14 protein-coding genes are annotated in these 12,395 nt (G+C 59.9%); 9 read left to right on the top strand and 5 right to left on the bottom strand.

Features of this window, described 5'->3' with window-relative positions:
• Positions 1-5 precede the first annotated feature (5 nt).
• Genes P3T18_RS02700 through P3T18_RS02680 form a run of 5 tightly spaced genes read left to right on the top strand, consistent with a single transcriptional unit; the run spans position 6 to position 4,444 of the window.
• Positions 6-368, top strand: a complete 363-nt coding sequence (locus P3T18_RS02700; protein WP_429298364.1) for a DsrE family protein — start codon at positions 6-8, stop codon at positions 366-368.
• Positions 369-375: 7 nt separating this feature from the next.
• Positions 376-1,254 carry a phosphate/phosphite/phosphonate ABC transporter substrate-binding protein gene (locus P3T18_RS02695; protein ID WP_429298363.1) on the top strand — a complete coding sequence of 293 codons (879 nt, stop codon included), beginning with the start codon at positions 376-378 and terminating at the stop codon, positions 1,252-1,254.
• Position 1,255: 1 nt separating this feature from the next.
• Positions 1,256-2,098 carry a phosphonate ABC transporter, permease protein PhnE gene (gene phnE / locus P3T18_RS02690; RefSeq protein ID WP_429298362.1) on the top strand — a complete coding sequence of 281 codons (843 nt, stop codon included), beginning with the start codon at positions 1,256-1,258 and terminating at the stop codon, positions 2,096-2,098.
• Between the two features lie 13 nt (positions 2,099-2,111).
• The gene (phnC, locus tag P3T18_RS02685; RefSeq protein WP_429298361.1) at positions 2,112-2,915 is read left to right on the top strand and encodes a phosphonate ABC transporter ATP-binding protein; all 804 of its coding nucleotides are present in this window, start codon (positions 2,112-2,114) and stop codon (positions 2,913-2,915) included.
• Positions 2,912-4,444 (top strand): 5-methyltetrahydropteroyltriglutamate--homocysteine methyltransferase, encoded by a 1,533-nt coding sequence (locus tag P3T18_RS02680; protein WP_429298360.1) that lies wholly within the window; start codon positions 2,912-2,914, stop codon positions 4,442-4,444. The genes phnC and P3T18_RS02680 overlap by 4 nt, the downstream gene beginning before the upstream one ends.
• Positions 4,445-4,567: 123 nt before the next feature.
• Here the strand turns inward: P3T18_RS02680 and P3T18_RS02675 are convergent, their stop codons facing one another.
• The 3 genes from P3T18_RS02675 to P3T18_RS02665 all read right to left on the bottom strand — a co-directional run bounded on the left by P3T18_RS02675 (position 4,568) and on the right by P3T18_RS02665 (position 7,263).
• Positions 4,568-4,867: a hypothetical protein gene (locus tag P3T18_RS02675; protein ID WP_429298359.1), complete on the bottom strand. Its 300-nt coding sequence runs from the start codon at positions 4,865-4,867 to the stop codon at positions 4,568-4,570.
• 221 nt (positions 4,868-5,088) lie between these two features.
• On the bottom strand, positions 5,089-6,507 hold the full coding sequence (locus tag P3T18_RS02670; protein ID WP_429298358.1) for an inorganic phosphate transporter: 1,419 nt from the start codon (positions 6,505-6,507) through the stop codon (positions 5,089-5,091).
• Positions 6,508-6,645: 138 nt separating this feature from the next.
• Positions 6,646-7,263: a flavin reductase family protein gene (locus tag P3T18_RS02665; RefSeq protein WP_429298357.1), complete on the bottom strand. Its 618-nt coding sequence runs from the start codon at positions 7,261-7,263 to the stop codon at positions 6,646-6,648.
• A 45-nt stretch (positions 7,264-7,308) separates the two neighbouring features.
• Here P3T18_RS02665 and P3T18_RS02660 point away from each other — a divergent pair, with 45 nt between their 5' ends.
• Entirely contained in the window at positions 7,309-7,782 is a 474-nt protein-coding gene (locus P3T18_RS02660) for a hypothetical protein (protein ID WP_429298356.1), read from the top strand.
• 528 nt (positions 7,783-8,310) lie between these two features.
• Positions 8,311-9,066, top strand: a complete 756-nt coding sequence (locus P3T18_RS02655) for an SDR family NAD(P)-dependent oxidoreductase (RefSeq protein WP_429298355.1) — start codon at positions 8,311-8,313, stop codon at positions 9,064-9,066.
• Between the two features lie 161 nt (positions 9,067-9,227).
• Here the strand turns inward: P3T18_RS02655 and P3T18_RS02650 are convergent, their stop codons facing one another.
• Complete coding sequence (locus P3T18_RS02650) at positions 9,228-9,551, bottom strand: transposase (protein ID WP_429298354.1); 324 nt, start codon at positions 9,549-9,551, stop codon at positions 9,228-9,230.
• 131 nt (positions 9,552-9,682) lie between these two features.
• Complete coding sequence (locus P3T18_RS02645) at positions 9,683-10,048, bottom strand: hypothetical protein (RefSeq protein WP_429298353.1); 366 nt, start codon at positions 10,046-10,048, stop codon at positions 9,683-9,685.
• A gap of 187 nt (positions 10,049-10,235) precedes the next feature.
• On the opposite strand from P3T18_RS02645, the gene P3T18_RS02640 reads away from it, so the two are divergent.
• Positions 10,236-11,252 carry a Crp/Fnr family transcriptional regulator gene (locus tag P3T18_RS02640; RefSeq protein ID WP_429298352.1) on the top strand — a complete coding sequence of 339 codons (1,017 nt, stop codon included), beginning with the start codon at positions 10,236-10,238 and terminating at the stop codon, positions 11,250-11,252.
• Positions 11,253-11,537: 285 nt separating this feature from the next.
• Entirely contained in the window at positions 11,538-12,125 is a 588-nt protein-coding gene (locus P3T18_RS02635) for a response regulator receiver protein (RefSeq protein WP_429298351.1), read from the top strand.
• Positions 12,126-12,395: the final 270 nt, after the last annotated feature.

Raw genomic sequence — 12,395 nt, 5'->3', positions numbered from 1 at the left:
ACATCGTGTCTGGAAAATTCGTGGTCAGTCTGACTCGAGCGAAAGACGACACCGACCGTGCGACGGTCGCGTTCGTGGTAGCCAATGCTGCCATCGCCAGCGAGAAAGAAGTCGTCGTGTTCCTGAATATCGAAGGTACTCGCCTGTCTCAGTCCGGTTACGCGGACGAAATCCATGAGCCCGGATTTGCGCGGCTCAATGAACTCATCACCAGTTTTGTCGACGCGGGCGGGAAGATCTACGTCTGCTCGCCATGCTTCAAAAAGCGCGCGCTCGACGAAGACAAGCTGATTCCCGGCGCGACGATTGTCGGTGGCGCCATGCTCGTCGAATTCATGGGTGAAGCCTGCCCCAGTCTCAGCTACTGAGGTTCCCATGACAACTCGCAGAATGTTCATTGCCGGTGCGGCCGGCATCGCATCGTCGTGGGCGCTCGCGCCGCTCGCTCGCGCGCAGAACCGCAAGATTCTTCGCTGCGGCGTCGGTCCGCTGCTGCCTACTGCCGACGATACGAAGAAAAGCTTCGGTCCGTTCTTCGCGTGGCTCGCGCAGCAACTCAATGTCGATTACGAACTGTCGGCGACCACGGACTGGGCGGGCATGGCCGTCGCAATGGGTTCGGGCCAACTCGATCTCGCGTGGATGGGACCGTGGGGCTACGTGATTGCCAATAACGCCACCGACTGCCAGGCGCTCGCTACCGTCAAATACGACGACAAACCGTCGTATCGCGGCATCGTCATTGGCCGTCCGGATCTTCATGTGAGCCGCTTTCCCGACGACACCAAAGGCATGTCGATTTCCTTCGCGGACGTCGGCTCGACCTCCGGCTGGCTAATGCCGACGTGGTACGCGAAAGAAGTCTGGAAGATCGATCCGAAAACTTTCTGGAAATACACGGAAGGCGCGACGCACGCCGCAAACGAAGTCGCCGTGCAGTCCGGTCAGGTCGATCTTGCAACGGACTTCGATCGCAATCGCAATGCGATGATCGACAAAGGCGTGATCAAGCCCGACGGTACGAAGATCATCTGGACCTCCGACCCCCTGCCGAACGACGCGATCGTGGTACCGCACGGCACGTCGCCGGAGTTCGTCGCGCAGATCCAGCGCATTCTGCTGTCAGTCACGCCGGAACAGGCGAAAGCTCTGCTGCCGCCGCGCTATACCGGTTTCGTGTCGGCGACGCACACGTCGTACACGATGATCGAGAAAGCGGGCGTCGCCGTCGGCAAGATTCGCGCGAAGGCCTGATATGGCACTGTCGCCATCGTCCACCGGACCAGGCTCGGCGGCAGCGACGGCGCTCGCGGCACTCGAAGCGAAGCGGGCGCATTCTGGCTTGCGCCGCTTCAGGTTCGCCGCGACGCTCGCTGCGCTCATCGCCTTTTACGCGGTCTGTTTCAGTCTCGCGCACGTCGACCCGGCGCGCCTCGCCAGAGGCATGCCGAAGCTCGCAGGCTGGCTCGTGCAGGCGTGGCCGCCGCGTGTCGACGAACTTCCACTGATCATCCAGCGCACCGCCGAGACCTTAGCCATGGCCGCCGTAGGCACGACGGCCGCCGCGTTGCTCGCGCTGCCGGCAGCACTGTTCGCGGCCCGCAATCTCACGCCGCTGCCGGCGCTCTATTTTCCCGTGCGCTGGTTTCTCAACATGCTGCGCGGCATCGACTCGTTCGTCTTCGCGCTGCTGTTCGTCGCCGCGGTCGGATTGGGGCCGTTCGCGGGCGTGCTCGGCATCGCGTTCCACACGTGGGGCAGCGCGGCCAAGCTGTTCGCCGATCAACTGGAGAACGCCAACCTCGCTGCCTACGATGCCGTGCGCACAACCGGCGCCGGCCGCTTCACGAGTATCGAGTATGCCGTGCTGCCCGACGTGCTGCCGGTGTTCGCGTCGACGGCGCTGTTCTGGCTGGAGTTCAACATCCGCGCCTCGACCGTACTCGGCGTGGTCGGCGCCGGCGGCATCGGTCAGGAGTTGAAGAACAGCATGGACCTGCTGGATTTCAACCGGCTGTTCACGATCATCGCGGTGATACTCATCGTCGTCACAGCACTCGATCAGGTCTCGGGATGGTTACGCAAAAAACTCGTATGACGGAACGACGTACATGAACCTGCCCACGCCGCCTCCACTTCAACGCGTCGCGCAACGGCCCGCGCCTTTGCATGTTTCAGCGGCAAGCAAGCGTATCCACGATGTACAGGTACTGCGCAACGTGAGCCTGACTGTCGAATCGGGCGAGTTCGTTGCGTTGCTCGGCGCGAGCGGCGCGGGCAAAACCACGTTGCTGCGCTGCGTGGCCGGGCTCGACGCGATCGACAGCGGCGCGATCGACATCGCCGGCGTGCCGGTGGCTGCACTGCGACACCGTGCGCGTCGGCAGGTTGCGGTGATCTTTCAGCGCTTCAATCTCGTGCAGCGTCTGAGCGTGCTCGACAACGTACTGGCCGGGCGACTCGGTCATGTGCCTGCATGGCGCGGAATGACACGCCGCTTTGCGCGCGCGGACCGGCTGCTCGCGCTCGAATCGCTCGAACGGGTGGGTCTGATCGATTACGCCATGCGTCGTGTCGATACCTTGTCGGGCGGTCAGCAGCAACGTGTAGCCACGGCCCGCGCGCTCGCGCAGCAACCGGCGCTGATCGTCGCGGACGAACCCGTCGCGAGCCTCGACCCCGCCACCGGTGCGGAAGTCCTGGCCGTGTTGCGGCAATGTTGCGCCGAGCAGGACGTGGCCGTGCTGTGCAGCCTGCATCAGGTGGACTGGGTGCGGCAGTTTGCGGACCGTGTCGTCGGAATAGCGCGCGGCGCAACCGTGCTCGACGTGCCCGTCAACGCGTTCGACGACACGCTCGCCCGGCGTCTCTACGCGCGCACAGCGGCACTGGAACCCTCCATGGAGCAAACATGATGGAACCGTCCATACGGCATCCGTATTCGGCCGCCGTCAAATTCGATGGCGGCGATCTCGATTGCGGCAACGGCTTGTTGCTGCTGATCCGCAAGCATATCGATCCACTCGAACGCGGCCAGTTACTCGAAATCCGTTCGACCGAAACCTCGGTCGAATCGGACCTGCCCGCGTGGTGCCGGATGACAGGCAACGAACTCGTCTCATGGACGAAGGAAGGCAAGCGGCGCAGCTTTCTCGTGAGCAAGGGCGCGTTCTTGACCGCTGCGGCAGGAACAACATCGCCCTCTTCTTCTGTGTCGCGCGTGATGCAACGCGTGAACGTCACGATACCCGCACTCTTGCCCTCTCCTGCCCCCGCGCCGGCCATTCGTCCGTTGTCGGTGATGGGCATCGGCAGTTGGCCACGTCCGCGCTGGATGTTGCAGGCCCTGCACGACCATATGGAAGGCCGACTCGACGAAGCAAGCTTTCAGGCCAGCGCAGACGACGCCGTGCAACTTTCCGTCGCCGCGCAGTTGCGCGCGGGCGTCGACGTCGTCACGGATGGCGAGCAACGGCGCGACAGTTACGCGAGCTTCGTCGGCGGCCTGCTGGACAATTGCCAGCTGATTCCACTGACCGACCTGCTGCCCTATGTCGACGATCCGCAAGCGTTCGAGCAGGAATTGCGCGCACTCGACGTGCCGGCGAGCGAGGTGCGTCATCCCGCTGTGTTCGGTCCTCTCGGACGCAGCAAGCCGCTCGCGGTTCATGAACTCGCCTACGTACGCAGTTTGACGGAGCGGCCTGTGAAAGTGGCGCTGCCTGGACCGTATCTGCTCACACGCACGATGTGGATGGAATGTATCTCCGATCGCGCTTACGCAAGCCGCGAGAAGCTGGCGGCCGATGTGGTCCGGGTGTTGCGCGAGGAACTGGCCGCCCTGCTCGCGCAAGGCGCGGCGCTCGTCCAGTTCGACGAGCCGGTGCTTTCAGAAGTTGCGTTTTCGGGCGCTACGAGCCAGCGCAGTTTCATGTGCGGCGCGCTCTCGCAGAAAGGCGATCCGCGCGATGAACTATCTTTTGCGCGCGATCTGTTGAACGCCGTGGCCGAAGGCTTTCCACAGGAACGCGTGGCGATGCACATGTGCCGCGGCAACTGGACGGCGGATGAAAGCAAGGCGATGACGGGCGACTATCGTCCGCTGGTCGACACGCTGGCTGCGTTAAACGTCGGCACGTTGTTTCTCGAACTATGTACACCGCGCGCCGGTGAAATGTCGTTCTTGCGGGAGTTGCCGGACCGGCAGCGGATTGGCGTCGGCTTATGCAACCAGAAGCACGCGCATGTGGAATCGCTCGACCACGTGTTGCATCACGCCGAAGAGGCGATTGAGTTGTTCGGCGCCGAACGTGTGCTCTTCAATCCGGATTGCGGATTTGCGACCTTTGCAGATGCGCCCGTGAATAGCCATCAGATTGCCGAGGCGAAGCTGCGGGTTCTTGTTCAGGCGTCGGAGATTTTGCGGGAGCGGTATGGACTTTAGGTAGGCGATATGCGCGGCGGTCTGCGAGGACAAAAGAAAAAACGCGCAGACCTGTCTGCGCGTTTTTAAACTACGACATCGAAACTGGAAGGCTTCAGTTGAAACGAGGCCTTCCCATTCAAATTACGAGCCGAAAAACACTGGCTTCATTCCATCGTTTGCGTCAGGGCGAACCGAACTTTGGATTTCGTGACCGACGCGGGCGACCGCGCCACGGAACGAATGGAGTTCACGGCGCACACCCGATGCCGACGAACCATCTGCCGCGCCGCCGAAGCCGCTATTCGCGACGTCCGCGCTGCTCGCGCTAACCTGTTGAGTCTGAACATGCGTCGGTGCAGCGGCATCGCTCGATTGAGCGAATGACGAGACGGCGGGAATGGCAAGAGCGGCAGCAACGATGAGCGATTGAACGAGTTTCATGATATTGACCTCCAGGCTTCATTTTGCGCAAACACCCGTTTGCGTTTCAGTGATGACACTGTATGCCGATGGTCGTTTGAAATTAAGGCACCGCAGAACAAAAGAATGTTGTCGAATTACGTACACAGGCTTAAGCCGTTTTTAAGTGTGAGCGGATAGTCGAGACGGGGCTTCGACGCCTCCCAGCGCCTTATCCACTCTGCGGGTCACCCGCAACGGCCTCAAAACTTCGGGTTTGCTAACACGTAGAAGAGACCCGCAGACAGGCCGATCGTAACGGGCAACGTCACCAGCCACGTCACCACGATCCGCACCAGCATCCCACCTTGAACGCCTTGTCCGCCCGTCACCATGGTCCCGGCGATACCGGACGTAATGATGTGAGTCGTGCTTACCGGCAATCCCGTGAAGCCCGCAGTTCCGATGAGCAACGAGCCGACGAGTTCGGCGCTTGCGCCTTGACCCGGCGTCATGTGTTGCTTGCCGAGGCGTTCGCCGAGTGTGCGCACTACCCTTCGGTAGCCGACCATCGTTCCGATCCCGAGACACAAGGCACTCAGCATGCGTACCCAGAACGGCGCGTATTCGACAGGCAGGCTCATCTGTTTAAGCAGATCCCCGGCCAGCTTTTTCTCCTGCGGGCTTGCTTCCTTGACCTCGCCGACGTGTTTCATCTGCGCCACCACGTCGTAGATGTCACCGCGCAATCTGGCTCGCGTCGCACGCTCGACTGCCAATGGCGTCGTGCCCGATTGCAATTCGGACGACTGTTTCTGCAACTCCGGTTGCGCCTGCTGCAGTTCGACCGCCGCCCGCAGTCCCTGCGACTTGACGTCGTCGCCGTATTTCTGGATCAGCGGGATGGCCTGCGTCGCGTGCTGGCTCAGTTCAGTCAGTTGACCGACTTCCTTCGGATTCAGCGCGTACGTTGCAGGCAACAAACCGATAACCGTCAGCATGATCAGACCGATACTCTTCTGGCCGTCATTGGTTCCGTGAGAAAAGCTGACAGACGTACACGTCAGAATGAGCAAGGCGCGCAGCCACCAGACCGGCGGTTGACCTTCCTTGGGTGGCTCGAACAGATGCCCCTTGCGCACGATGAGACGCAGCAAACCGTAAAGGCCGCCGGCGAGCAAAAAGCCGAGTACGGGTGAAACGGCCAGCCCTTCGAGCACGGTGATGATCTGCTTCCAGTCGACGCCATCGGTCAGACTGCGCGACTTCAATATCGCGTCCGCGGCGGCGACGCCGATCAGTGCGCCGATGATGCAATGCGAACTGCTATTGGGAATGCCGAACGCCCACGTGAGCACGTTCCAGAACAATGCCGCCGCGAAGATCGACACGAGCATCGGGACGGCTGGCGAGCCGTCGGGTGGCGTCAGCACGTCTGGCGGCAGTATTTCCACCAGTGCATAGGCGACGGCAATCCCGCCCACCAGCACGCCAATGAAATTCAACAGTCCCGACCAGACGACTGCCGGCACCGGTTTGAGCGACTGTGTATAGATGACCGTTGCAACGGCATTGGAAGAATCGTGGAAGCCGTTTGTCGCCTCGAACGCGAGAACCATGACGAGACAGACCACCAGCATGACCACGACGATGCCGGATGACGGCATGAAGTGAACGAGCATTCGCACTCCCGCAGCGGGTTGAGGAAAGTCGCGGATGTCGGCGAACTGCTCCGTGAATGCGAACGTTCGATGCTAGTCCGTCGTCGTGACGGTTTTAAGTCAGTGGTTGGCAGGTGGCTGCCACGGCGGAATCGCGGCTTAGGCGCGGAATGTTTTGCCGAGTTCTTTTCCCGCGAGCTTGAAGTAATGTCGAAAGTTGTAGATGAGCGGCGACCACTTCTCGGGGTCGATATGTTTGCCTTCCGTCACGAAGGCACGGTCCGCATGAACCCGAACGATCTCCACCTCCGCAGCAACGCCGCCGCCAAGCCGCTCGAGTTTCTCGCCACCCATACGATGGATATGACGCACTTCCGCCTCGAGGTGCATAGGGCATTCGGCGACGCGAGCGGGTTTAACGAGTTCGCTGGACATTGGCGTGAAATCGCCGGCTTCGAATTTGTCTTTCTCGAAGTGGAACTGCTTTGCTTTCAGGTCTGGCACGGGGTCTTTTCCAGTCAGCGGTGCGAGTTCTTCTACCTGCCGCCAAAGGTCGGGAGACGGAATGTTGACGACGCACTCAGGATGGCGAGCGAGGTTTTCAGCGGTCTTCGTTTCGTCGAGCAGGCCAAGCATCATGGTCCAGCCCAGCGCCCAGAACGAGGAGATAGGCGCGATGTTCGTCGACCCATCTTCGTTGTATGAACTGACCAGTGCGACGGGTGTTCCGAAGTAGAGAATCTTGGGCTCGATGGTTTGGAAGGGGGCGTCGGTCATGATTTCCTCCGCGTGGGTTGGCGGCTTTAAAACGGTCAAGGTAGCGTGGTTGAGTATGCTCCGAGTGCTATCGGCTATGTTTCAGCAGCGCATGAACTGTCGAAGCACTGCGGCGCGTCAGATTTTTTTTGCTGTTTCCTCAACGTACCTCGGTTGAATCCGGGCAACTTCGTCCAGACACGTTTCTTGCTGAGTGAATTTGTGCACGAATATGCCAACAACCTGAGATCCGTCATGAGCCTAATCGCCAAGAAAATGTTACTGCTTGCTGTTGCTCCCGCACTTGTTACGCTTGCCGTCGGCTGCAAGAAGGTGGACGACGCCAGTAAGGACACGATGAGCTCCGGCAGCAGCGGCGTGATGAGCAACTCGGCAGGTCCAAGTGGGACCGCTGGAACAAGCGACGCCGCAAAACGCGCAAGCGACTCAGGTGTCAGCGCATCGTCGACGACGACGAGTGAGCCGGCCATTTCAACTACACCGGATTCCACGGCGAGCGGCGCTTCTTCGGCACAGTGATGCGCATCTGTGTGTGAGACCGCTGGAGTGATGCTGCCGGAATTGCCGCGTTGCAATGCTAAGCAACGCGTTGGCTATGGGTGCGGTCGAGCTTTGCGTCATCTTTCCGGCGACACATCCGGTACCAGCGGATCAGTTTGAGGTTCCCTGTCGGGTGCCGGACTCGGTTGCTCATCGGGGGCTTCGGACGGTTCGTTCGGATCAGCAATGGGATCGATAGTCGGGACGGTTTGCATGTCGACACCTCGTGTCGGTGAGAAAACAACATGAGCGCTCGCAACAGGCGTTCCCGAAAAGCTTCAGACGCCTGGCGTTGACATTGCCCTCGCCGGCCACGCGACATACGACAGCACGAGAATGTCCCGACGAAACGCTGTTTATCTGCTGCGGCGTTTGGTGCCAGATAAGCCGTTCAGATCAGTGTGCTTCCGAAATGGCGACTTTGCTTGATTGCCGCTCATCTGACCCACTGGCAGAATTGGACTAAATGACACCCTGCCGCAAACCGCGAAAAATGAGAGGACACAAATGACGCTCAAACGCAAAGTCGCCATCGTCACTGGCGCGCAGCGCGGCATCGGCTACGCCATCGCAGCACGCTTTGCAGCCGACGGCGCGACCGTCGTGATCGCCGACATCAACGACGCAAGCAACGAGGCAGCTGCACTACTCGCGGCGGGATATGAGGCCTGTTCGATTCAAACCGATGTCTCACGCGAAGCGGACGTCAATTCGCTGGTCGCGGAGGTCATGAAGCGCTATGGCCACATCGATGTGCTCGTCAACAATGCGGGCATCGAGTTCGCCAAAACCGTGGTCGACACGACAGCGGAAGAATGGGACGGTCTCTTTGCGGTCAACGTGAAAGGCGTGTTCCTGTGTTCACGCGCGTGCATTCCTGTCATGGCCGCAGCCGGCAGCGGAGTCATCGTCAATGTGGCGTCGGAACTCGGTCTGGTCGGCGAGGCTAACGTTGCGGCGTATTGCGCGTCGAAAGGCGCCGTCGTGATGCTCAGTAAAGCCATGGCGATCGATCACGGCGCGCAGAATATTCGCGTCAACTGTCTTTGTCCCGGCCCGGTGAAAACTCGTCTACTCGACGAAGTCTTCGAGAGCAGCGACGATCCTGCGGCACTTCGCAAGCGTTTCGAAGACTCGACCGTTCTCGGCAGACTGGGCAAACCGGAGGAGATCGCAGCGGCCGCCGCGTTTCTGGCGAGCGATGAATCGGGTTTCATGGCCGGTGCGAACCTGGTGATCGACGGTGGGTGGACTGCGCGGTAAAGGCAACGAGGCGAACACGGAAGAGTCGAATATGCTCCAGCGCGAAACGGCCTGCATACATCGCTATAGGACATTGAGGTGGGGTCTATGAACGGCCCGCTCACTGAATGTGCTTCGTTTGAAAACGCGATGCTAACCGGCGGTCCCGGCTAACTTAAACATCACGACTCCGGCGACACTCCGCAGAAAGCTTCGTCCGGCATTCCCAGTTCTCTTGCAACCTCGGTCAACACGCCCGTCCGACGCCACTTCAGAAAGTACAGGTAGCACGTCTGCTGCGCCGGAAAAGAAGAAGGCAGCCGATTCCACTTGTTTCCATCGAAGCACACCCACAACACGGCATCGAGAATGTGACGTGCGTCGACGCGAGGACGACCCCGCTTTGACTCGCTTGTTGGAAACAGATGTTCGACACGGCGCCAGTCTTCGTCGGTGAGTCGACCTGGACCTGACGTGAAATTCAGCCGGAGTGTATCGGCGCTCATTTTTCCTCCGCGCATCGACAATGGCGCACCTCTCTGTGCGCCCGATGCATTCGACTGAACAAACACGGATTGCCCGTGTGAATAGTGAATACGCGAACCAGGCGCAAAGTCCGCCCGATTTCATTCGCGTTCTACGACGAGGGAGTACCGTCGTCATCACCGGTGCTGCTCGATGTTCCCGGCAGCACGGCCACTCCGCCTTCCGGGAAAGTGACTTCCAGTATTTGCTTCAACTGACTGACACACCGTCGCGCTTCGTGTGGCGCATTCAGATCGATGACTTCAAGCAACATAACCAGCACCGGCAGGAATGCGTCGGAAACAGGTGTTTCGCGCGCACATTTACGCAGGAATTCCGAGTAACCAAACAGCTTTCGAACAAACTCGAGTTCGTGCGCCGCAAACTGGCTGTCGTCCAGAGGTTCTGACGGGACAATCAATGTCTGCCTTGCCGCGAGGGTGTGCGGCAACCTGACGTAGGAGATGGAATCGGTCAAAGGTGGGTTTCTGAATGTGCGTAAACCGGTATCCAAAGCTTGCACCTGTGGATACGTCAGCGTGTCGAGACCAGTGGAGCATGTGCTATAACAAAACCATTTTCCGAACAGTCCGCGCTCACGGTAATCCAGTATTTCATGGCACTTGGAGCGCGTCAAATATATTTGACATTTAGGCCCCGTTTGCATGACGACTGATTGGCACGCGTTATACGACGACGTGAAGAGGCTCGGCGAGTTCAGTAGCGACGCGCAAGTCGCGGAAGGCCTCGGACTGACGCGTGCGCAGATTTCCGCCTGGCGCACGGGCAAAAGTGAGTTGGGGACGCTGGCCAAGTTGCGCATGCTGGACGCGCTCGGACAGGACTCGCTACGCGCCGCGGTGCTCAGTCTGCTACCTCACCAGAATCGCGCTCTGCTCGAAGAACAGCATCTCGCGTTTGTCGCGCGCGTCTCGCGGGGCCAACTCGATGCAGCGCTGGCCAATCGCGCAGAGGCAAAAGACGACGCACCCTTCGCCAATAGTCTGCTGGCTGCCCTGCCCGCGGAAGATCAGGCGCGTATCGCGCCGCATCTGTCGAACAAGACGCTGCCGCTCGGCGCGGTTGTGTATGAACCGGGCGATCGTCCGCAGCACATCTATCTGCCCGCGACCGCGGTGTTTTCCATGTTGCACGTCGCCGACAACGGCGCGACGACAGAGATTGCGGTGATTGGACGCGACGGTCTGCTGGGCATCGCGGCAATCCTCGGCGGCGAACCTGTTCCGAGTCGCGCCGTGGTTCAGACCGAAGGGCTCACGTATTGCCTCGACGCGGACTTCGCCAAGGAAGAACTCGCGCGCGGCGGTCAATTGCAGGACCTCGTTCTCCGCTTCTCGCAAGCGCTCATCACGCAGATGGCGCAGACAGCGATATGTAATCGCCATCACCCGGTTTTCCAGCAATTCTGCCGCTGGCTGTTGCTGAGTCTCGACCGGCTAGACACGAATGCGTTGCCCGTCACTGACGAGATGATCGCCGAGTTGCTGGGCGTCAATCCTGCAACGGTGTCCGAGGTTGCCGGCCAGCTGCAAAGCATGGGCGCTATCCGCTATGACGGGCGTCGAGTCGAAGTACTCGATCGACGCAGCATCGAAGCGCTGGCCTGCAGTTGCTATCACGTGGTCAGACGGGAATACGCGAGGCTTCTGCGCGGCGCGTGAAAGACGCTGCTTCTCGATTTACCGCGTCGCACGTCACTCATCCCATGCACACGCATTCTGCCCGCTGGCTTTAATAAAAAACTGCGGGCAGGCGCCCACACGCCCGCCTTTTATCGCCACTCGCCGTTGATCACGGCAGCGTCGATCAAGCGGGGCGCAAGAACATCCTTTCGTCTATACGAATCCTTCACGGCCGGCCCTGAGGCCTGATCCGTGTTTTCAAGCGAGTGGGAATTTCCCTATTTCTTGCCTCTTGACAGCGCAAACCAGTGATGTCAAATTTATTTGACATCAGCGCAATCACAGACGCTGGAACCTGAGAGACACATCAGGCGCCCCGGCACACGTCTGGTCGGCGCTGCCTGGTGTCGAATAGCGCTAATTTTCATCATGAATCGACCGTTGCGTAACGACGATGAAAGCATCGTCCTTTGGAATTTCAAACCCGTACCGCATGCAAGCAACGCGCGACTGATTGTCGTCCTGCATCGCGACGCGGTGAGCGGCGAGATGATCGCCGAGCGACTACAGCGCGACGGATTCGCGGCTGTTCATCACACCGAGGCGAGCGATGTCGAACTGATGCTCGGGCATTGGCAACCCGGCGTGCTCCTGATCGACATGCGCCTCGCTGCGCAAGATGTTCGGCGTCTCGTACAAGCGACGTCACACGATCCCGCGCTTGCTCGCACACTAGTCATTGCCATTACCGACCCGGCCGCCAGAGGCGAAACGACAGCGGCACGTGAAGCGGGATTCGATGGCTTATGTCACGGGCCGTGTCAGGTTTCGAGGCTGGTCGAGACACTCGAGAAGTATCTGGCTGGTGCGTTGCACGGCGCTGGGGAGTGTCGTATTCCGAGCCTTCAGTGAGATGTCTTTGTCCGTTTTCTAGCATGCAATGGCACCTACCAATCGAAATGCGTGCCGCGTTCATGGACAGAAATTTGAGCCGTCACTAACGACATGTATCGGACCGCGCACGAACAGATGGCATCGGTCGTTTGCCTAAGCTCTTTGCCCGTGGCAACGAACGGAATGCCGCTAACGCCTGACTGCGCGAAAGCGATCTCGCACCGAGCCAGCTAAGAGACACCCTCGCAAGCCCCCTCCCCACTCATTACTTTTCTCAATCAATCCGCA

This window comes from Paraburkholderia sp. GAS199 (genome assembly GCF_050436585.1).
Lineage (GTDB): Bacteria > Pseudomonadota > Gammaproteobacteria > Burkholderiales > Burkholderiaceae > Paraburkholderia.
This window is presented reverse-complemented; position numbering and strand designations above follow the sequence as displayed.